The following is a 19,965-nucleotide window of genomic DNA, read 5'->3' on the forward strand; positions in this document are numbered from 1 at the left end:
GTGGGCGGCGGTGTGTGGCTGAGCCGGCAAGCCGAGTTGCCACTGTTCTCACTGGAGTGCGTCGTAGAGTGACGTCTTCCCCGGAAGTCCTCCAAGCGAAGGTGCGAAGACCGCAGCCGGCTCCAGTCGGCCAGGAGCAGTCCTTCGGCCTTGCCCGCGACTTGGTTGCCTCAAATAGGCCGGATTCGTGAAATAGTGCCAACAATGCGAACCTTCAGCCGACTTGTGATTGACGTCAATCGGAATACCGTGGGGGCTTGGTTTCTCCCTGGGTAGGCATCAAGGACCAACCCCTTAAGGCCCGTTTCGTACGGGCCTTCTTTTGTTCAATAGACAATCGCTCTGGCGCAGACGCGCCGCCATGACGGCTCTCGGCCAGAACCCGTCATTTGGCGACCCGGCTCAATTTGCCCCATAGTCGACCTTCGCGGCGCGCACACACCGTTTGGCGTGAGGAACAGGAGCAAGCGACATGAAAGCAGAACAGCGCGAAGCCCTCGTCAACACATTGAAGTTGCGGTTCGAGCAGAACATGCATCGGCACGAGGGAGTGGACTGGGCCGACGTCCATGGTCGCTTGCAACGCAGCCCCCACAAACAGATGTCGCTTCATGAGATGGACAGAACGGGTGGAGAACCCGATGTCATTGGCGCCGCAGACGATGACGGCGCCTACCTTTTCTGCGATTGCGCCACTGAAAGTCCGCAGGGGCGCAGGAGCCTGTGCTACGACGCAGAAGCTCTGAATTCCCGAAAAGAGAACAAGCCGGAGAACAACGTTATCGACATGGCCACGGCCATGGGCGTCTCGCTATTGACGGAGGCACAGTACCGCAAACTTCAACAACTCGGGGACTTCGACATGAAGACGTCCAGTTGGGTGGTAACGCCCCTCGACATTAGAAAACTCGGCGGGGCTCTGTTTGGCGATAGGCGCTACGGCAAGGTCTTCGTGTATCACAACGGCGCTCAGTCCTACTATGCGGCGCGAGGATTCAGAGCCTCGCTCAGGGTCTGAATTTGTGATGAACCTTTTCGTTTGTCCGGGTGCCCGCCATGAGCGGAAGTCCCGCCTCGTCTTACGTCCGGCTTCGTCTATGCTTGGTCGACCAAGCTTGCGGAGATTTTTGTCATGCTTCAAATGCGTCCCGGGTGCGAGTGCTGCGACCGAGATTTGCCGCCCGATTCGGCCGCTGCTCGGATTTGCTCCTTCGAGTGCACGTTCTGTAGTGACTGCGCCGACCAGCGCCTCGCCGGAATCTGCCCGAACTGCGGCGGTGAGTTGCTCCCGCGCCCACGGCGGTCGGCTGCCAAGCTTGCGACATATCCGGCTTCGACCACCCGAGTGTTCAAACCTGAAGGTTGCGCGAGCGCACAGTGACCGTGGCAGAACGGTCCGCGCAGTACGGCAGTGCTCAGCCGACAGCCGTGACCGGCCAACAGCAGTCCTTCGCAAGGCCCTGTGTTGAACGGATGCTTGTCTCCCTACAACGTTGGGCCTCCCAGAATTCGCCATGGTCATTTCCGGAGCTCAAGCGCTCGTCATAGGCGCGGCACTCAGCGCCGCAGCTGCAGTTGCTCACTTAGCCTGCATCCTCTTGGGCGCGCCTGCGTATCGCTTCATGGGCGCAGGCGAGAAGATGGCGCGCGCCGTGGAGGCTCGAAAACTTCGGCCCACTCTCGTCACTCTGGCCGTCGCAGCTGTGCTCCTAATTTGGGCTGCTTACGCGTTGGCAGGAGCTGGCGTCATTAGTGGCTTACCACTTGTAAAGTTCGTGCTCATCGCCATCAGTGCGGTGTACTTGTCCCGCGCAGTCGCATTTCCACTTCTCAAGCCTGCCTTTCCCGAAAACTCTCAGGTCTTCTGGCTTGTGTCCTCTGGAATATGTCTTGTCATCGGGCTGGTTCACATTTACGGCGTTGTCTTGCAATGGCCGGTACTGTGATGTCTAACCAGTCATTCAAGGCGGTGTCTCTGGGCAAGCCGCGGTCCGCGCCTCAAGAAGCTTGAATTCTAGAGAAAGGCCGCGTAGAGGTCGTAGCGGGTACGACCGCCTGAGCGCGAGGCGGTCGACGAGCAGGTGAAGCCGCGGCCGTCAGCCGGAAGAAGTCTTGGCCCCGTTTTCGCTCCAGCCGCCGCCCAGCGCCTTGTAGAGGTTGACCGTGTTCACCGCCTGCCGGAGCTGCAGCTCGATCCACTGAATCTGCTCGTTGTAGAGCTCGCGCTGCGAGTCGAGGCTCGAGAAGTAGTCCTCCAGGCCGCCCTTGAAACGCACCTGCGAGATGGAAGCCACCTTGGTCAGGGATTGCACCCTGGCCTGCTCCGCCTCGAGTTGGGGACGCAGGTGGCTGTCCGCGATCAATGCATCGGCCGTCTCTCGGAACGCCTGTTGCGCCGCATGCTCGTAGGTCGCCATCGCCTCGGCGAGCCGTGCCTCGTTCGCGTCGACGTTCGCACTCCTTTTCCCCCAGTCGAAAATCGGCAGTGATACGCCGAGCAGTCCCGCCCAGCTGCGATTGCCGCTGCTGAGCACGTGCGAGAACCCGGTACTGATGCCCCCGCCCAGCGCGGTCAACGAAATGGTCGGGAAGAATTCGGCCTTCGCAGCGCCGATGCCGGCGTTCGCTGCTTCGACGCGGGCATAGGCGGCAAGGAGGTCCGGCCGGTGCTGCAGCAGGCTGGACGGGAGCCCCGCCGGAATCTCCGCCACCGAGCGGTCAGGCCAAGCGCGTTGTGACCCGGTGGTCGGCGGCACGGGCTGTCCGACCAGCACGGTCAGCCATTGGAGGTCCTGCCCGACACGGGTCTGGAATTCCTCGCGCTGGACCTGGGCGCGCTGCACCAGCGACTGCGACCGGAAGACATCCTGCTCTGACGCGCCTCCGGCAGTGCGGGCGCGCGTCATCACCTTCGTGCTGTCTGTCTGAGACTTCTCCTCGGCCTCGGACAGGGCCAGCAGTGCGCGATCGGCGCGCAGCGTCAGGTAGGCATTGCAGACCTCGCCCACCAGGTTGATCCGGGCAGCGGCATAGTCGAGGTCGCTGGACTGCGCCTGCGAGCCGGCCTGCTGCACGGTGGAACCGACGCGGCCGAAGAAGTCGAGTTCGTAGGATGTGATGCCCGCCTGCACGCCGAAGGTATTGCCGGCGTGTCCGCCCGGCTGGTTGGCGGTGACTAGCCCGGAGGGGCCCAGGGCCGTGGCCACGTTGCTGCGCTCGGCGAACGCGGTAACGCCGATTTCGGGGAACAGCGACGACCGGGTGCCCGCGTAGGCGGCGCGGGCCTGGCGGGCCCGGGCCGCGTAGGCACGCAGGTCGCGATTCTGGGCCAGCGCCGTCGTGACCAGGCCGCGAAGTTCGTCGTCGACCACGAAGTCCGACCACGCGATGGGCGGGGCCGCGGTCGTGGTCGTGGTCGCCGCGACCGGCCATTGCGCAGGCACTTGCACGTCCGCGGGCTTGAGCGGCGGCGTCAGGTTGCAGCCGCTCAGCATCAGCAGCCCGGCAAGCGCGATGAGGGGCTGCGCGATGGAAACCCCGAGGCGGCGCAACGGCCCGCGAGACCAGCGGGGCCAACGCCATCCCGCGGTGTTCATGAAGGCCAGCGCCGCGCGGCCCGCGCGCGCCTGGGTCGCGACATGCGTCGGCGGCATGGCGAACACCTGGCGCACCAGCCGGTCGTGCAGGGATGCGTCGCAGTCGAAGAGCAATTCGGCGCCGGACCTCGTGTGTCTGTCCACCCGGGCGGAGATCCAGCCCACGTCCGGCACGTGAACATCCACGTCGTGTCCGGCAGGCAGGCGTTGCAGCAAGGCGCTGTCCCGCAGCAGCGCGCCGTCGGTGGCGATGTTGACGAAACGCGCGGCGCCGACACCGGCCGAACTGCGAAAGCGGGTCAGCGCGGCGAACGGGAAGCGCTCCTCCTGGTCGGGTCGGGGGCGGTCCACACAGGCAACCAGCGCCGCGAGGCAATAGATGGTGCCGGCGACGCTCCAGATCATGTTGAGCGTGTCACCGGTGGTCATCGGACCGCTGAGCGCCCTGAAGGCGCCCAGTTCGATCGCCACCATGAGGCCGCCGAACACCGCGACCAGGTTCCAGTGCACCACCGTCTTCGATCGATCCAGTCCTTTGGCCGTGACCTTGAAGGGCCTGCCGAAGGGTCGTATCAGCGCGCTCGCGATCGTACGGGTCACGGCCATGGCCGCGACGACCTGCGTCACCTCGGTGAAGACGGGCAGTGAACGTCGCTGGTTGATCCAGTAGCTGTAGGCCCAGAACACGATCAGCGCCGGCAGCCCGTAGGCGGCGAAGGCCCGAGGCGTCGCGTAGAACGCCGACACGCCGAAAAACCAGTACATCACGGGCGCGGCGAGCATGAGCAGCATGAAGGGCTTGCTCAGCCAGTGCAGAAGGCCATGCACGAAGTGCATGCGCGCAGTGAGGCTGTAGCCCTTGCCGCGCAGCGGTCCGTCCGGAAGCAGAGCGACCTGGATGGTGCCGAGGCACCAGCGGCTTCGCTGGTTGATGTATTCGATGATGCTATCGGCGGAAAGCCCGTTGGACAGCCGCTCGTTGAGCCAGCGCGTGACCCACCCATGGCGCAGCAGTGTCAACGAGGTGAAGATGTCCTCGCACACGCTGCCGGTCGGAAAGCCGCCAAGACGCGTAATCACGTCGCGCCGCACGATGAACGAGGTGCCCACGCAGAACGCCGCGTCTGCGGCATCCTTGGCAGGCTGGAGCACATCGAAGAAAACACGCTGCTCGTCGACCCAGCTGTCGGTCGCGTGCAGGTTGTGCTGGATCGGGTCGGCGTTGTAGTAGAACTGCGGCGTCTGGACCAGCCCCACCTTCGGCTCGTCGAAGAGGCCGAGCACACGATAGACGATGTTCCGGTGCGGCACGAAGTCCGCGTCGAGCACGAGGAGGTACGGTGCATTGGTGGTTTCGGCCGACACGCGCAGGCCGTTGTTGAGATTGCCTGCCTTGGCGTGCGCGTTGTCCGGCCGGCGTGCGTAGTTCACCCCCCTGCTCGCGCAGTAGTCCCGCAGCCAGTCGCGCCGCGTGTCATCGAGCACCCAGACATTCACGTTCGGATAGTCGATGGCCTGGGCGCCGATGATGGTTTTCTCGAGCACCCCGAGATCTTCGTTGTAGGTGCAGATGAACACATCGACCGCGGGCACCTGCACGCCGAGACCGCGCAGCCTGGCCTCGCCACGATCGGCCATGGCGCTGTTGTCGCGGCGGCCCATCAGGATCTGGATCGACATCAGCGCGCAGACGACCGACACCATCTCGAAGAACAGGAAGACCCACGCGTAGAGCGAGATGAAACCCTCGCCCGCCGGCGGCAGCGTCTGCGTGACCCGCCAGGCCGCATAGCGTGCGATCACCAGCGCTGTGAGCCCGCCGAACACCATGCGATGCGAGAGCCGCTCTGGCCGCGCCCAGAAGATCATGATCAGCGCCATCGTGGCGACGACGAGGTTGATGTTGAATTCGGGCATGTCGATCACGTCGGACATGGTTTTCCTCCTGTGTTGTGTTTTCCAGTGAATGGATTCCACCCCGTGGCGGCGAGTGCGATCCACGCGGTGGCGCCCAGATGGGGCCAGTGGTAGTAGTAGAAGTCCGCACTGGTCGAGTCGGGGCCGATGGCCAGCCCCGTGGAGATCCGCGGGCTCGGCGTGGCGTAGTACAGGCCATTGCCGGAGCGCTGCGATGCGAGCAGCTGCCAAAGCGCTTCCGGCGCGGCGCCCTTTCGCGCCACCAGAGTCGCTGCGGCCTGCGCGCTGCCCTCGGTCCAGATGCCGTCGGGTTCCCGCGAGAAGCCGTAGCCTGCTCCGCTTCGATGGTGGCGCTCGACCCAGGTCAGCGCCGGCTCCCAGTCGCAATGAGCCCCGGGGCTCGCGAGCAAGGGCCACAATTGCGCGTCCAGTCCGGAGCGGTCCGTGGCGATGCTTGCGCCGTCGATCTTGGTCCCGATGAAGAAGCGCTGCTCCGCCGGACTCCACATGCGCGAGACGAAGGACAGTGCGGTGCGGCCCTGCTGCGCGTGTGCAGCGCGCCCCGTCAGGCTTGCCGCCCAGGCGGCCGCCGTGGCGACGTCAAGATTGTGCTCGGTGGATTTCCAGGTCTGCRCACGCTGCGAATCGTCCCATCCGTACCAGCCGCCCTCGTACCCGTCGGGGTCGACGACTTCGCGCGCGTGCTGTTCGATCCAGGCGAGCAGTCGGGTCGCACCCTCGACATATCGGGCCTCCGGCGCCGCCTGGTGGACGTTCAGCAGGAGCAATGCCGCCCAGGCCACGTTGCCGGTGGCGGTGCTGGCCTGATAGGCATCGGCGATCCACTGCTTCTTCCCGTCATCCCAATAGCCGGGCAGCGAAGGCTTGTTGTCGCGAACGGGCCCGCTTCGGTAGGCGTTGCGCACGCGCCCGTCCGTGAAGTGCGGATCGTGTTCGATCGCCAGCGCGATCGCGTCGGCGATGCGCCGGGCCGAGGCCGTGTCGCCGCACGCCAGCAGTGCGATGCCGGCCAGCGCATTGTCGTAGACGAAGGCCACGTCCTCCAGTGCGCGGTCGATCGGAGGCACGTCACTGACCGTTTCGGCGGGCCGATAGCTCGCAAGCAGGAGCGGACTCGCGGCATCCCCCTTGTCGTCCGATGCAACCGCTCGACGCAAGCCCTGGCAACTTTGCCGGGCCAGGTCTTGCTGCACCGGGCTGCCTGCCGCGCTCGCGGCGCCCGGCGTCGCCAGGCCCACAGTGACGAGCATCAAGATTGCCAATGCGCAAGCCGGGCGGCCAATGCGCGACCGAAGCGAAGCGTCCACGAGATCTCCTTGAATGGCGTTGCCGCCGACCCATCACGACTGAGGTCGGCCGTGACCACCTTGCCGGGCGTGCACAGATCGCGATCGGCCAGCGGCGCCGACGCCTTGCCCTCGAGCTGGGCGACCGCAAAGACCGAGCCTTGCTCCGCATACGGGAAGGGCACGCTGTAATTGCTCTGCACGTCCTCCGACGCCAGCGGCAGAAGATTCGTCACGCGTGCGGGGTGCACCGCGTCAGTGCCGTCCACCGCGACATCGAGCCGGGAGCCGACGTTCAGGCGCTCGGCCAGGCGCGGTGGGAACACCGCGACCACCTGGATCCGGCTGCAATCGGCCATGCGCGCCAGCGTGGCGCCTTCGGGCACGAAGGCCCCTTGGGAAATGAGGACGGTGCTCACCTGCCCGCCTTGCGTGGCCTTGACCTCGTAGGCCGACAATTTGTCGACGCGGCGGCGCTCCTCGTCTTCGAGGGCGACGACCTGCGAGAGCTGTTTGTTCAACGCGTCCAGGTCGTGCCGGAAACGCCCGACGCTGGCGGCGAGCGTCTCGCGACGGCTCACCAGGGCCTGGAACGCACCGGCCCCGCCCGAACTGACGACGGCGCCGCGGCTGGCATTGGCCAGGCTCTTGCCCAGGCCGTCGTATTCCTGATCGGCGACCGCGGCGGTGGCGCGCGACGTGCGCAACTGGGCTTGCGCGGCATCCAGGACCTGCTGGCTGACGKCACCCGCGTCGAGCAACGCCGACGCCTGCCGGACCTTCATTTCACGCTCCCAGACGGCGGTTTCCGCAACCTCGCGCTGTCGCCGCGCGACCTGCAATGCATCGCTTGTCTGGTCGATCGATGCCTTGCGATACAGCCTGACCTGTTGATCGATGAAGCCCAGCTCGCTGCTATCGGAAGCCAGCTGATTCGTCAGTTGCGAAACCTGGCTTTGCAAACCCAAGCGCTGCGTCGAGAGCGTCGTGAGCACATCGCGATTGAGCGTCGGGTTCTGCACCTTCGCGACCAAGGTGCCCGGTTCGACCTCGTCGAGCGGATGCACCGCCAGGTTCGTGATGACACCACTCACGGGCGTCGTGACGAGCGTGACGGGCGTCTCCAGGACGGCCCGCGTCGCGCGCTTGGAAAGCACAGGGACTAGCAGCGTGGACCCCATCAGCCACAGGACGAACGCGAGCAATGCGTAGCCTGCGAGGCGCGGAACGATCGAGTTGGTCGAAAATTTCTTTCGAGGGCGTTTGGCGACCTCTCCTCCGGCGTCGAGGGAGACGACCTCCTTGGGGAGCGGTACGTTCAGCGTCGTTGTCATGACTTCACCTTCTGTGTAATTCGTTGTTGCGCGTCCGAGCGGGCTCCGACGCATCGTTTCAAGGCCGCATGCCCCGCCCGGGCATCACGTGCCAGTCATGTCTCCATTTGTTTGTCGAGAAAGACAGGCTGCCGGGCGCCGCCCCTTAGCCTATTGAGCAATCGAGTTGCGATGGGATACGGACACGCCTCTTGGCGGGTCCGAATTGGAAGATTCGCAGCGACGTATTACCCGCCGTCAGGCATGAGTTCCGTGTAGGACGGATTCCCAACAGACCGTCGCGAAATGGACGGGTATCACACCCTTACATTTACATGCCGTGACTCTCCACGATGCGCAATGCAACATGGGGAATCAGATTGAAAAGAAGAATGCCGACCTTGTAGATGGCCATGCCTGCATAGTGAATGCCGTCGAAGCGCTCTTCGGAGAGGTGGAGCCATGGTTCGAGTCGCCCGGCAGGTGCCGGTATCCGCCTCGGGAACGGCCCGGTGGCTCAGCCCCCGAGGGCCATGACCGCGGCCACGAGCGCGGTGCCGAGCCCCGCCATGATGAACCCGACCCGCCAGCTGCCGTAGCCCGCGTAGCGGCCCAGGGCCAGCCCGCCGACGAACAGCATCGCGAGTGCGATGGCGCGCGACATGATCTTCGCCAGTCCGATGTCCTGGATCAGCATGAAAGGCAGCACGACGGGAAAGGTGGCCGCGACCACGATCAGGAAGATGGCCAGCGCGGCGAGCAGGTCGCTGCGCAGCAGGGCCGGCCGCTCGGGCACGGACGCCAGCGCGAGAATGCGTCCGCGAGCGGCTTCGAGTTCTTCCGTCTTGAGCAGGCTCGCCCCGACCCGCGACAGGGCGCCCGCGATGAGGCGACGGCCGGCTTCGGGGTCCGCCGCCGCGCGCACGGATCGCACGAGCGTGAGCCACCTCCCGCGGTCGGTGATCGTGCGCACCAGGTACATCACCGCATCGACGAGGCCCCAGGCCAGGTTGCATCCCAGGGCGGCGGCGAACATCTTCCGGAGATCCTCGCGACCGGATTCCGCCACCGACACGGCGCCGACGAAGGTGAGCGCCATGAACMGGCCGAAGAGCATCTCCGATACGCGGTCCACCGGACTCAGCACCGGCACGCGCGCCGTATCGGCGTCAGGGTCTCGTTCGATCATCGCCTTCTCCTTGGGGCGCCTGGACCCGCAGCACAGGAACATTCGCGACGCGCATGACCGGCGCTCCGTTTCTCGTCAACGCGGGCGCATCGATTCCGCGATGCTCAGCAGGTTGACCGGCTGCACGCGAATGACGCCGCTGCGCGGGCTGTCGATGTCGGCGATGAGCATGAACGCGATGGACATGACAAGGGGCAGGACGAGAAGCAGGGCGCGTTCCTCCCTCGGATCCTTCACGCCGTAGCCGACCAGCACGTGGCAGCAGATGCCGATCGCCAGCATCAGAATCCATGCCGCGCGGGGAATCCGGTTCCACCAGGCGGCCTGGGTGTAGCCCTGCGCGTTCAGGACGTCGTTCATGCCGATCGCCGCCACGGCCATCGTCGGCGACGGCGCCGCTGCCGCCGGTGTGGCGACCGCAGACCACAGCGCGGCCTGCAACAGCGCGGTGCGGGCGTTGATCTTCCCGAGCGCCTCCTCGTCGCGGGTCGTGTAGTACAGGACGCGCTGATCGAAGTAGTCGGCCAGCAGCGCGCGAACCTTGGCGGCATCGGGCGCCGGCAACAGGTCGGCCCGCAGGAATTCGGTGCCGATCGCATTCGCCTCGGCCTCCTCGAGGTTCTTGCGCTGGTCGTAGCGGCTGACGGCCATCGAGAACGTGAAGGCGATGATGAGCCCCAGCAGCGTCAGCGTGGCGGCCTGGATGACGCCGAAGTCGTCCCGCGTGCTTTCATTGGGCGGCCACCATCTCCTGAGCAGMACGGCGCCCGTCCACACCGAGAACAGCAGGAGCAGGAAGGACAGCYCGAAGACAGCCAGCGGATAGTCCGTCACTCTGGGCATGGGCTCTCCGTCGGGGTGTGCGCGATCCGGATCGGAATTGTCGATTTGAACTGCATGGCGATGTCGGCGCCGGCGACGGCGTCAGAAAGTGACCTTGGTGGAGAACTGCAGGCGGTAGTCGTCGGCCGACAGCCCGGCCTTGTTCTCGAGCTGGCCCCAGACGAATTCGCCGCCGATCAGCACGTTCTTCTGCAGCGCATAGAGCAGGTTGACCGACGAATAGCTGCCCTTCTGGAACGCCGTCACGAGCTGGCCGCCGGTGTTGTTCTGGCGGTGCTCGCTGTAGCCGATGGAACTGCTCCACTTGTCGCTCCAGTAGTGGTTGTAGAAGACCAGCCAGCCCACCGAGGTCACGGTCTCGGCCCGCAGGTTGGAGCCCGGCGCCAGGTCGACGCCGCCGTCGTTCATGTAGCTGGCGATCGCCTTGCCGCCGACCAGCTGCCAGCTGAGCCGGTCCTTGCCGAAGGCGTTGAAGGCGCCGCTGAGGTTCAGGCCGTAGCCGGTGCGCGTGCCCGAGGGGTCGCCGTTCGGCGAGATCGTGTTCTGGTAGCCGACCTGGCGCACGATGGCGGCCGAGCGCAAGTGACCCCAGTCGCGGTCGACGCGCAGCGAGGCGACCGCATCCGGCGCCCGGTTCCAGCCCGTGATGCCGGCACCCAGCGCCGGGTCCACCCGGGTGATCCGGCCGGTGTCGATCGCCGAATTGGGCGCCTCGAGGGACACGGCCACGCGCACGCCGTCCTTGTCGTAGGGCGAGATGCGCAGTTGCGGATTGCGCACGAAGACCATGCCGCTCGGACCCCAGTAGTCGATGGTGTTCGGGAACACATCGATGTCCATGAAGTTCGAGTAGGTCTGGCCGGCGCCGTACATGCCGAGCTCGGCCCAGGCATTGAGCCAGTGGATCTGCGTCCCGCCGTTGGTGCCGAAGAGGTCGAAGCTCAGGTCGGTCTTGATCTCGCCGTACGAGGTGGGGATGAAGGACTTGAAGCCGAGGCTCGATTGCCGGATGCTGAAGATCGAGCTTCCGTCCTTGCCGCAGCCGGGGGAGCCCGGACAGATGATCGGAATCTGCGATGGCCGCAAGGTGGCGTTCCAGTCGGGATTCATCCGCTTGAAGTCGTAGATGGCGTCGAGCATCGCCTGGCCGTAGAACTCGACCCGGGCCGTGTCCGCACCGGGCGCGCCGTCCTCGGCGCGCGTGCCCACCGACACCACCGGCGCCCACGCGGCGGTCCCCGATGGGGCCCCCGCCGGCGATGGCGCCGGCGAAGCGGAGGCAGCGGCAGCGGGCGTCTTCTGCTCCAGCGCGGTCACGCGACCCTGCAGATCCTGGATCGTCTTCAGGGCCTGCTCCAGCAGGGCTTTGAGCTCCTCGTTGGACTGGGCTTGGGCCTGCGCCGGGGGCGCTCCGGCCAGGGCGAGTGCGAGGGCGAGGGCGGCGACGGCCGTGGGTCTCTTCATGGTGTTCCGTCAATCGTCGAGCCAGATTCGCCCTGGACAATTGATATTTCTCAATTGGGCGCGAGACGGCTCCCCTAGCATCGTTGCATCGTCAGGGGCAGGCAGGCTTCGCCTCCCGCAGGAGACCGTCAATGAATCGAATATCGAAGAATCCCGAGAGGGTGCCCCGCCGCCGAAGCCTGCGCCTCCCGTTCGCCTGGCTGGGCGCGGCCGGGCTGGCGGCGCCATTCGAAGCCTGCGCCTCCTTCCTCCCGCACGAGATGATGGCGAGCGCAGCGACCGGGCTGGCCTGGTTCATCATCTTCGCGGTGCCCATTGCCGGGATCGTGCTGTTCTGGATGGTGCACGTCCTGCCCGAGAAGATCGCTCACCAGCGGCACCATCCCCAGCGCGATGCGATCAAGACCCTGTGCCTGCTGTCGCTGGTGTTCGGCGGCATGCTGTGGCCGATTGCCTGGCTCTGGGCCTATGTGAAGCCAATCGGCTACCAGGCGGCCTACGGCACCGAGAAGCACGCGGACTATTACCACGAGCAGGGCGAGAAGGCGCTGAAGGGCGAGTTGCTGGCGCACGACATCGACCACCTGCGCGATGAACTCGACGCCATGGATGCCAAGGGCGCGCTGACGGCCGATCTCAAGCGGCTGCGCAACAACCTGGCCGCGGCGGCGCCGCGGGCCGAAGGCGATGCCGCGGCGGCAAGAAATGCGAGCGCCTGATGGAAGCACTGCTGCTCGGCATCTACGCCTTCTTCGTCTGGCTCATCTTCATCAAGCTGAAGTGGCTGCCGTGGAACACCACCTCGCAGGTCACGGTGGTGATCATTCCGATCGTCGCCTTGACGGCGCTGGTCCTGACGCTCAACGTGGTCGCCCCCTCGTCGGCCGACGTGCGGGTCCTCAAGTACGTGGTGCAGGTGGTGCCGCAGGTGCGCGGCCGGGTGATCGAGGTGCCGGTCGAGCCCAACCGGCTGGTCAGGAAGGGTGAGCTGCTGTTCCGGATCGACCCGACCCAGTACCGCAACGAACTCGATGCCGCCAAGGGAAAACTGGCGGCGGACGAGGCCAAGTTCGCGCAGGCCGGCGCAGCCCTGGTCGACGCCACGGCCGGCGCCCGGCAGTTGCAGGAACAACTGAAGGCCGCCACGGGACAGGTCCGGTCGCTGCAGCCGAAGCTGGAGCTGGCCCGGATGCGTGTTCGGCAGAACCGCGAACTGGTCGCCACCGGCGCCGGCGACCGCTTCGCGCTCGAGCAGGCCGAGTCCAACCTGGCCGATCTGCAGGGCCAGCTGTCGACCGCCACCGCCAACGAGGCGCAGGTCTCGCAGAAGCTGTCGGGGCAGGTCAACGGAGAGCAGGCCTCGGTCGCGGCGGCGCGGGCCCAGCTCGCAACTGCCAAGGCCCAGGTCGACATCAGCCGTGCCGAGCTCGGGAACGCGCAGTGGAATCTCGACCAGACGGCGGTCTTCGCGCCGGCCAACGGCTACGCGATCAACGTCCAGCTGCGGCCGGGGTCCTACGTGGTGGCGGTGCCGCTGGCGCCCGCCATGAGCTTCGTCGAGGAGACCTACCAGGTCATCGCGCTCTATGGCCAGAATGAACTGCGGCTGGTCGAGCCCGGCAACCTGGCGGAGTTCACGCTCAGCACCTATCCAGGCCAGATTATCTCGGCCAAGGTCGATTCGATCGTCTGGGCGCAAGGCCAGGGGCAGGTGGCCCAGTCGGGCACCCTGCCGCAGACCGGCGCCTATCCCCAGGCACCTGGGCGCTTCCCGGTCAAGCTGATCGTCGACGAGAAGGACCGCGAGCTGTTCCTGGCCGCCGGCGCGGACGGCCAGGGCGCGATCTACACCGAGCACGTGGCGGCGATCCACATCCTGCGCATGGTGATTCTTCGCGTCGGCGCGATCACCAACTACCTCGTCCTGAAGTTGCACTGATGCGCACCTTTTCGCTCCATCGAGGGATCCTCGTCGCGCTGCTGGCGGCCGCGGTGGCGGGCTGCGCGCTCAAGGCCCCGCCGACCACGGCCGAGCTGCAGCAGGAGGTCTTGCCCCAGGCCGCCCCGCCCGAGGCCTACAGGGCCGGCGGGGGTGTCGCGGCGCCGGTGGCCGACGGCTGGCTCGCGGCCTTCGAGGAGCCTGCGCTGACGGCGCTGGTCAACGAGGCCCTGGCCTACAACGCCGACCTGAAGGTGGCGGCGGCGCGGGTCGAGCAGGCGGCCGGGTACGTCAAGGTGGCGTCCGGGGCCTTGCTTCCCTCGGTGGGCGTGGTCGGCCTGGGCGGCGGCAAGTCGGGCGGCGGCGGCGGCCTCGACGGCATCTTCCTCAACGCGTCGCTGGAACTGGACGTCTGGGGCCGCCTGCGCTATGCGCGGCAGGCGACCCGCGAGCAGTCCGCGGCGGCCGATGCCGATTACGCGTACGCCCGGCAGTCGCTGGCGGCGATGGTGGCCAAGGCCTGGTTCCTGGCGGTCGAGGCCGGGATGCAGCGCGTGATCGCGCAGGACGCCCTGAGCTCGTCGGAGACCCTGCTGCGGATGACCGAGGATCGGCTGCGCGTGGGCAACGCCAGCACGCAGGCGGTGGCGCAGGCTCGCGCGAGCGTCGGCCCCTATCGGGATACGCTCAAGCAGGTCGAGTTCGCACGCGAACAGGCGCGGCGCGCGCTCGAACTGCTGCTCGGCCGCTATCCGGCGGCGGAGATCGCGGTCGCCGACCGCCTGTCGCCCATGCCCCCGCCGCTGCCCGTGGGCATGCCGTCGGAGCTGCTCGAGCGGCGGCCCGATGTCGTGGCGGCGGAGCGGCGCGTTGCGGCCGCGTTCGATCGCGTCGGCGAGGCCAAGGCGGCGCAGCTCCCGCGGATCAGCCTGACCGCGGGCGGCAGCAACGTGTCGAGCGAGCTGATCGAGCTGAAGGACGTGAGCAGCCCGGTCTGGAGCCTCGGCGCCAACCTGATCGCACCGCTCTACCAGGGCGGGGCGCTGCGCGCGCAGGTCGAGATCCGGTCGGCCGAGCAGAAGCAGGCGGTGGCCGAGTACGCGCGCGCGGGCCAGAAGGCCTTCGGCGAAGTCGAGAACTCCCTGGGCGCGGAGTCGACGCTGCGCGAGCGCGACGCCATCCTCGCGGCGACCGTGCGCGACAGCGCGCAGGCGCTCGAACTGGCCCGGACCCAGTATCGCGTCGGCTCCGTCGACCTGCGCACGGTCGAGCAGAGCCAGCTCGCGCTCTACGCGGCACGTACCGCGCGCCTGCACGTGCAGGCCGAACAGCTGGCCCAGCGCACCAATCTCTATCTGGCCCTGGGCGGCGGATTCGACCTGCCGGCCATGGCCGTGGCGAGCTCGCCATGTTGTACCGACCGTTGAGCCGGATGTCTCGGCTCGTGCCGGCAGGGAGTGCTCGCCGAGCACTGCGTTCAACGTCTCGCTTGGAGGTGAAAGATGCACACGAAAAAGAAGTGGCGGCTGATGATGGTCCCGATGCTCCTCGCCGCGGCCATGAGCTGGGGCAGCGCCCGCGCCCAGGAGATCCCGCTGGTCACCGGCGAGCAGTGGACCCGGTCCACGGAGCAATTGAAACGGGTCTACCTGATCGGCCTGGCCAACGTGATGCAGGTCGAGACCGCCTACCACGCCGGCAATGCGCCGCCCGACAGCCAGAGCCTCATCCCGAGGGCGGTCAGGGGGCTCAGGGGCCAGACGCTCGACACCGTGCGCGACGGACTCGACCGCTGGTACGCCGCGCATCCGGACCAGCTGCAGCGGCCGATCGTCGAGACCCTCTGGTTCGAGATGGTCGTGCCCGGCCTCTCGAAATAGACCTGACGGAGAAAGCCATGAATCGCATTGGACTCATCGTGTCGATCGCCGCGGCCACGCTCGCCATGGCCTGCACCAACATGACGCCGCAGCAGCAGGGGACGGCCAGCGGTGCGGCCATCGGGGCCGCGGCCGGCGCCGGCATCGCGGCCATCTCGGGCGGCAACGGCTGGACCGGCGCGGCCATCGGCGCCGTGGCCGGAGGGGTGGCCGGCAACATCAAGGGCAACAAGCAGCAGCAACAGTCCCAGAAGCAGTGATGCGAGCGAGGGCTCGCCTCGCCTGCGTTGATCAATGTCAAGGCGCTCGCCGTGGCCGGTTCCCACAATGACATGGCGGGATCCCTGAGGAGGCCCGGTGATCGTCGGCAACACCCCTCCGAGGAGAACTCCATGCACAGCACCCGCAGACATTTTTCGCTCGCCGCCGGAACCGTGGCCCTCGCCGCCGCGTTCGGCGGCCTGCCGGCACGGGCAGCCGACGATGCAGCCGATGCCAAGGCGCTGGTCCAGAAGGCGCAGGCAACCGTCGCCAACTTCACCCGGAACAAGGACTTCCCCGAGTTCGGCGCCGCCCTGGGCAAGGCCAGGGGCGTGTTGATCTTTCCGCAGATCCTCAAGGCCGGCTTCGTGCTCGGCGGCTCGGGCGGCACCGGCGTGCTGATGGTGCGCGACGAAAAGACCGGCAGCTGGAGCGGTCCCGCCTTCTACACGATGGGCTCGGCCAGCTTCGGGTTCCAGGCCGGCGCATCGGCGGCGGAGGTGGTGATGCTGGTGCATTCGCAGAAGGCGCTCGACTCGCTCTACACGAGCAAGGTCAAGCTCGGCGGCGATGCCTCGGTGGCGGTCTGGAAGAAGGGCATGGGCGCCAGCGCCGCGCTCAGCACCGACTTCGTCGCCTACTCCCTGGTCAAGGGTGCATTCGCCGGTCTGGCGGTGGATGGTTCGGTGATCGACGTCCGCGAGTCGCTCAATGCGGCCTACTTCGGCAAGCCGGTCACGCCGGTCGAGATCCTGGCCAAGAAAGAAGTGAGCAGCCCGGCATCGGCGGGTTTGCAGGCGGCGCTGAAGAAGGCCGCCAAGTAGCGCCGAGTAGCGCCGTCGCGGCAGTCCAGGGTGGATCGCGCCCCGACGCGCGGCGAAGCCCTTCTTGATGTTTGCGGAGGTATCGACATGGATGCAGGAGCGCAGCTTGCGCACAGCCACAAGATCGCGACCCGGGTCGCCGCCGTGCTCCAGAAGCGCACGCAGCTTGCGCAGGAGCAGTTCAGTCGCAGGGTGAGCCAGGCGGTGGAGAAGGGCGGCGGCGACGCGCTGGCCCGGTCGATGGCCTCGATGACCCCGCAGGGCTGGGCCCAGTACGCGGTCGATGCCGCGCAGCGATCGGTTCTTTTCTGGGATACCTTGTGGAAGCGCGGCAACAACTTCGTCGAGCAGTCCTCCCAGGGCCTGAAGCCGGTGCTGCATTTCGACTCGGAGATCGTGCTCGACGGGCGCGCGTTCGCGCGCCCGGTGAACTATGCGCTGCTGCGCATCACGCCGCCCGAGGGCGTGGTCGTCGATCCGAAGCTGCGGCCCTACCTGATCATCGATCCGCGCGCCGGCCATGGGCCCGGCATCGGGGGCTTCAAGGACGATTCGCAGGTGGGGGTCGCTCTGCGTGCCGGGCATCCGGTGTATTTCGTCATCTTCTTCCAGGATCCCGAGCCGGGCCAGACGCTGCTCGACGTCTGCAGCGCGGAGCAGCAGTTCGTGAAGAAGGTGCGGGCGCTGCATCCACGCAGCCCCAAGCCCGCCATCATCGGCAATTGCCAGGGCGGATGGGCGGCGATGATGCTGGCTGCCTCGGACCCCGACGACACCGGGCCGATCGTCATCAACGGCGCGCCGATGTCCTATTGGAGCGGTGCCTGGAACGAGGGCGAGGGCGACAATCCGATGCGCTATGCGGGGGGCATCCTGGGCGGCTCCTGGGCGGCGTCGCTGGCGGCCGACCTCGGCAACGGCAAGTTCGACGGCGCCTACCTGGTGCAGAACTTCGAGAACCTGAATCCGGCCAACAGCCTGTGGGACAAGTACTACCACCTGTTCGACCAGGCCGACACCGAGCCGCCGCGCTTCCTGGACTTCGAGCGCTGGTGGGGCGGCTACTACCTGATGAACCGCGAGGAGATCGAGTGGATCACCCGCAATCTCTTCGTCGGCAACAAGCTCTGGTCCGGCGACGTCAAGGCCGCCGGCGGCAAGGCCTTCGACCTGCGCGACATCCAGGCGCCGATCGTGCTGTTCGCGTCGATGGGCGACAACATCACGCCGCCGGAGCAGGCCTTCAACTGGGTGGCCGACGTCTACGGCAGCACGGCCGAGATCAAGGCCCGCGGCCAGGTCATCGTCGGGCTCCTGCACGAGAGCATCGGGCACCTGGGCATCTTCGTCTCCGGCACCGTGGCCAGGAAGGAGCACGCCCAGATCGTCTCGGTGCTCGACAGCATCGAGATGCTGCCGCCGGGGCTCTATGGCATGGCGATCACCGAGCGCAAGGGTACGCGCGGCGAACCCGCCTACGACGTGGAGTTCCGCGAGCATCGGCTGGAAGACATCACGGCCCATCTCAACCGCTTCGCGCGCGCCGACGAAAAACCCTTCGAGGCGGTGGCGGCCATCTCGGACTTCAACCAGCGGGCCTATGAGCTGTTCGCGCGGCCGCTGGTGCAGTCGATGTCGAACGACTACACGGCGGAGCTCCAGCGGGCGTTCCATCCCTTGCGCTTCCAGAACTGGTCGGTCTCGCGCCTCAATCCGTGGCTGTCGTGGATCGCGCCCGCCGCCGAGGCGGTCCGGTCGGATCGCCAGGCCGTGGCCGCCGACCATCCGCTGCGCCAGGGCGAGAAGCTGGGCGCCGAGCTGATGAGCGCTTCGCTCGACCTGTACCGCGCGCTGCGCGATGCGGCGACCGAAGCCCAGTTCTTCTCGATCTACGCCAACATGCTGTCGCTGCAGGTCGCCGGCGAGGCGAAAGGGAAGGCGGCGCCCGGAACGGTCGAGGTCCGCGATCTGCCGCAGGTCAGGGACGCGCTCGCCGCGATCGAACAGGGGGGCTATGTCGAAGCGCTCGCGCGCGTGGCCTTCCTGACCGCGCGCAACGACGGCGAGGCGCTGCCGCTGTCGCGGCTCGAGATGCGGCAGGAACTGGTCGGCGCCTATGCGGACTTCCTGCCGGACGTCTCGCCGCATCAATGGCGCACCATCCGCGGCGTGCAGGAGATCATCGCGCGCTGCGATCCGGACCAGGCCGTGGCGACATTGCCCGCGCTGCTGGCGGACCCCGCCGACCGCGAGCGCCTGCTGACGCTGGTGGACAAGTTGACGGTCGACCGCCGGGTGCTCGCGGCCGGGCCGACCGCCGAGCAGGCGGCGATGGTGGCCCGCATCCGGGCCACCCTGGGCGACGCGCAACGCAAGAGGACTCGGCCGGCGCTTGTGGCTCGCGCCGAGGCCGGGCCGGCGCGCCGGACGCCGGCACGAAAGAAGAAGGTCGCGTGATGAGCACCGCAGTGCGCGGCACGGAGGCCACCCAATGAGCGCGAAGCACGAGAAGTACCAGCGCCTGATCGACGCCTGCCAGGGCATGCCCCCGACGCCGACGGCCGTCGTGCATCCGTGCGACCAGAGCTCGCTCGAAGGACTGCACGAGGCCGCGAAGCTGGGATTGATCGCGCCGATCCTGGTCGGGCCGCGGGCACGCATCGAGGCCCTGGCCAAGTCGCTCGGCGTGGACATCTCCGGTTATCCCATCGTCGATGCCCCCTACAGCAAGGCGGCGGCGGAAGCGGCGGTCCAGCTGGTGCGCGAGGGCAAGGCCGAGGCGCTGATGAAGGGCAGCCTGCACACCGACGAACTGATGGGCGCCGTGGTGAAGCGCGATGGCGGCCTGCGCACCGCGCGCCGCATCAGCCACTGCTTCGTGATGGACGTGCCCAGCTACGAGCAGGCCCTGATCATCACCGACGCCGCCATCAGCATCGCGCCGACGCTCGAGGACAAGGTCGACATCGTGCAGAACGCGATCGACTTGGCGCATGCCTTGCAGTTCGAGGACGTGCGGGTGGCCATTCTCTCGGCGATGGAGACGGTCAATCCCAAGGTGCCTTCGACCGTCGAGGCCGCCGCCCTGTGCAAGATGGTGGACCGGCACCAGATCACCGGCGCGGTGGTCGACGGCCCGTTGGCGCTCGACAATGCGATCAACCTGGAGGCCGCGAAGATCAAGCAGATCGATTCGCCCGTCGCCGGACGCGCCAACGTGCTGGTGGTGCCGGACCTCGAAGCCGGCAACATGCTGGCCAAGAGCCTGTCCTTCCTGGCCGGTGCCGATGCGGCAGGCATCGTGCTCGGCGCCCGGGTGCCGATCATCCTGACCAGCCGGGCCGACTCGCTCATTGCGCGGCTGGCGTCCTGCGCGGTCGCGGCGATGGTCGCCAAGGCCCGCCGCGAGAGCACCGTGGTGATGGGATGAGG

18 protein-coding genes are annotated in these 19,965 nt (G+C 67.1%); 11 read left to right on the forward strand and 7 right to left on the reverse strand.

The window, feature by feature from the left end:
- Positions 1-472 precede the first annotated feature (472 nt).
- From AC1D2E_RS26975 to AC1D2E_RS26985, 3 genes are all read left to right on the forward strand, one after another.
- The gene (locus AC1D2E_RS26975; protein ID WP_478200234.1) at positions 473-1,018 is read left to right on the forward strand and encodes a DUF4256 domain-containing protein; all 546 of its coding nucleotides are present in this window, start codon (positions 473-475) and stop codon (positions 1,016-1,018) included.
- A gap of 114 nt (positions 1,019-1,132) precedes the next feature.
- Positions 1,133-1,381, forward strand: a complete 249-nt coding sequence (locus AC1D2E_RS26980) for a DUF1272 domain-containing protein (RefSeq protein WP_478200235.1) — start codon at positions 1,133-1,135, stop codon at positions 1,379-1,381.
- A gap of 133 nt (positions 1,382-1,514) precedes the next feature.
- Complete coding sequence (locus AC1D2E_RS26985) at positions 1,515-1,946, forward strand: hypothetical protein (RefSeq protein ID WP_478200236.1); 432 nt, start codon at positions 1,515-1,517, stop codon at positions 1,944-1,946.
- A gap of 150 nt (positions 1,947-2,096) precedes the next feature.
- On the opposite strand, the gene AC1D2E_RS26990 is transcribed toward AC1D2E_RS26985, so the two are convergent.
- From AC1D2E_RS26990 to AC1D2E_RS27020, 7 genes are all read right to left on the reverse strand, one after another.
- Positions 2,097-5,531: an efflux transporter outer membrane subunit gene (locus AC1D2E_RS26990; protein WP_478200237.1), complete on the reverse strand. Its 3,435-nt coding sequence runs from the start codon at positions 5,529-5,531 to the stop codon at positions 2,097-2,099.
- The gene (locus AC1D2E_RS26995) at positions 5,519-6,784 is read right to left on the reverse strand and encodes a hypothetical protein (protein ID WP_478200238.1); all 1,266 of its coding nucleotides are present in this window, start codon (positions 6,782-6,784) and stop codon (positions 5,519-5,521) included. The genes AC1D2E_RS26990 and AC1D2E_RS26995 overlap by 13 nt, the downstream gene beginning before the upstream one ends.
- Positions 6,784-8,154, reverse strand: coding sequence for an HlyD family secretion protein (locus tag AC1D2E_RS27000; RefSeq protein ID WP_478200239.1), 1,371 nt, complete (start codon positions 8,152-8,154; stop codon positions 6,784-6,786). Before AC1D2E_RS27000 ends, AC1D2E_RS26995 begins: the two co-directional genes overlap by 1 nt.
- Positions 8,155-8,464: 310 nt before the next feature.
- Positions 8,465-8,626 carry a DUF6868 family protein gene (locus tag AC1D2E_RS27005; RefSeq protein ID WP_478200259.1) on the reverse strand — a complete coding sequence of 54 codons (162 nt, stop codon included), beginning with the start codon at positions 8,624-8,626 and terminating at the stop codon, positions 8,465-8,467.
- Positions 8,627-8,650: 24 nt separating this feature from the next.
- Positions 8,651-9,322: a hypothetical protein gene (locus AC1D2E_RS27010; RefSeq protein ID WP_478200240.1), complete on the reverse strand. Its 672-nt coding sequence runs from the start codon at positions 9,320-9,322 to the stop codon at positions 8,651-8,653.
- 75 nt (positions 9,323-9,397) lie between these two features.
- Positions 9,398-10,165, reverse strand: coding sequence for a bestrophin-like domain (locus tag AC1D2E_RS27015; RefSeq protein ID WP_478200241.1), 768 nt, complete (start codon positions 10,163-10,165; stop codon positions 9,398-9,400).
- Between the two features lie 81 nt (positions 10,166-10,246).
- On the reverse strand, positions 10,247-11,629 hold the full coding sequence (locus tag AC1D2E_RS27020) for a DcaP family trimeric outer membrane transporter (protein WP_478200242.1): 1,383 nt from the start codon (positions 11,627-11,629) through the stop codon (positions 10,247-10,249).
- 131 nt (positions 11,630-11,760) lie between these two features.
- On the opposite strand from AC1D2E_RS27020, the gene AC1D2E_RS27025 reads away from it, so the two are divergent.
- From AC1D2E_RS27025 to AC1D2E_RS27060, 8 genes are all read left to right on the forward strand, one after another.
- Positions 11,761-12,348 carry a DUF3302 domain-containing protein gene (locus AC1D2E_RS27025; RefSeq protein WP_478200243.1) on the forward strand — a complete coding sequence of 196 codons (588 nt, stop codon included), beginning with the start codon at positions 11,761-11,763 and terminating at the stop codon, positions 12,346-12,348.
- Positions 12,348-13,568: an HlyD family secretion protein gene (locus AC1D2E_RS27030; protein WP_478200244.1), complete on the forward strand. Its 1,221-nt coding sequence runs from the start codon at positions 12,348-12,350 to the stop codon at positions 13,566-13,568. Before AC1D2E_RS27025 ends, AC1D2E_RS27030 begins: the two co-directional genes overlap by 1 nt.
- Positions 13,568-14,995, forward strand: a complete 1,428-nt coding sequence (locus tag AC1D2E_RS27035) for a TolC family protein (protein WP_478200245.1) — start codon at positions 13,568-13,570, stop codon at positions 14,993-14,995. The genes AC1D2E_RS27030 and AC1D2E_RS27035 overlap by 1 nt, the downstream gene beginning before the upstream one ends.
- A 75-nt stretch (positions 14,996-15,070) precedes the next feature.
- Positions 15,071-15,448, forward strand: coding sequence for a hypothetical protein (locus tag AC1D2E_RS27040; protein ID WP_478200246.1), 378 nt, complete (start codon positions 15,071-15,073; stop codon positions 15,446-15,448).
- A gap of 17 nt (positions 15,449-15,465) precedes the next feature.
- Positions 15,466-15,708, forward strand: a complete 243-nt coding sequence (locus AC1D2E_RS27045) for a YMGG-like glycine zipper-containing protein (RefSeq protein WP_478200247.1) — start codon at positions 15,466-15,468, stop codon at positions 15,706-15,708.
- Between the two features lie 132 nt (positions 15,709-15,840).
- Positions 15,841-16,533: a lipid-binding SYLF domain-containing protein gene (locus AC1D2E_RS27050; protein WP_478200248.1), complete on the forward strand. Its 693-nt coding sequence runs from the start codon at positions 15,841-15,843 to the stop codon at positions 16,531-16,533.
- Positions 16,534-16,620: 87 nt separating this feature from the next.
- Positions 16,621-18,990, forward strand: coding sequence for a DUF3141 domain-containing protein (locus AC1D2E_RS27055; RefSeq protein WP_478200249.1), 2,370 nt, complete (start codon positions 16,621-16,623; stop codon positions 18,988-18,990).
- Between the two features lie 34 nt (positions 18,991-19,024).
- Positions 19,025-19,963 (forward strand): phosphate acetyltransferase, encoded by a 939-nt coding sequence (locus AC1D2E_RS27060; protein WP_478200250.1) that lies wholly within the window; start codon positions 19,025-19,027, stop codon positions 19,961-19,963.
- The last annotated feature ends 2 nt before the right edge of the window (positions 19,964-19,965 follow it).

This window comes from Variovorax sp. P1_H2 (assembly GCF_056405295.1).

What these genes read in the sequence shown, in the direction of transcription:
- AC1D2E_RS26975 (WP_478200234.1), top strand. Translation starts at nt 473, where the DNA reads ATGAAAGCAGAACAGCGCGAAGCCCTCGTCAACACATTGAAGTTGCGG.
- AC1D2E_RS26980 (WP_478200235.1), top strand. Translation starts at nt 1,133, where the DNA reads ATGCTTCAAATGCGTCCCGGGTGCGAGTGCTGCGACCGAGATTTGCCG.
- AC1D2E_RS26985 (WP_478200236.1), top strand. Translation starts at nt 1,515, where the DNA reads ATGGTCATTTCCGGAGCTCAAGCGCTCGTCATAGGCGCGGCACTCAGC.
- AC1D2E_RS26990 (WP_478200237.1), bottom strand. Translation starts at nt 5,531, where the DNA reads ATGTCCGACGTGATCGACATGCCCGAATTCAACATCAACCTCGTCGTC.
- AC1D2E_RS27020 (WP_478200242.1), bottom strand. Translation starts at nt 11,629, where the DNA reads ATGAAGAGACCCACGGCCGTCGCCGCCCTCGCCCTCGCACTCGCCCTG.
- AC1D2E_RS27025 (WP_478200243.1), top strand. Translation starts at nt 11,761, where the DNA reads ATGAATCGAATATCGAAGAATCCCGAGAGGGTGCCCCGCCGCCGAAGC.
- AC1D2E_RS27030 (WP_478200244.1), top strand. Translation starts at nt 12,348, where the DNA reads ATGGAAGCACTGCTGCTCGGCATCTACGCCTTCTTCGTCTGGCTCATC.
- AC1D2E_RS27035 (WP_478200245.1), top strand. Translation starts at nt 13,568, where the DNA reads ATGCGCACCTTTTCGCTCCATCGAGGGATCCTCGTCGCGCTGCTGGCG.
- AC1D2E_RS27040 (WP_478200246.1), top strand. Translation starts at nt 15,071, where the DNA reads ATGCACACGAAAAAGAAGTGGCGGCTGATGATGGTCCCGATGCTCCTC.
- AC1D2E_RS27045 (WP_478200247.1), top strand. Translation starts at nt 15,466, where the DNA reads ATGAATCGCATTGGACTCATCGTGTCGATCGCCGCGGCCACGCTCGCC.
- AC1D2E_RS27050 (WP_478200248.1), top strand. Translation starts at nt 15,841, where the DNA reads ATGCACAGCACCCGCAGACATTTTTCGCTCGCCGCCGGAACCGTGGCC.
- AC1D2E_RS27055 (WP_478200249.1), top strand. Translation starts at nt 16,621, where the DNA reads ATGGATGCAGGAGCGCAGCTTGCGCACAGCCACAAGATCGCGACCCGG.
- AC1D2E_RS27060 (WP_478200250.1), top strand. Translation starts at nt 19,025, where the DNA reads ATGAGCGCGAAGCACGAGAAGTACCAGCGCCTGATCGACGCCTGCCAG.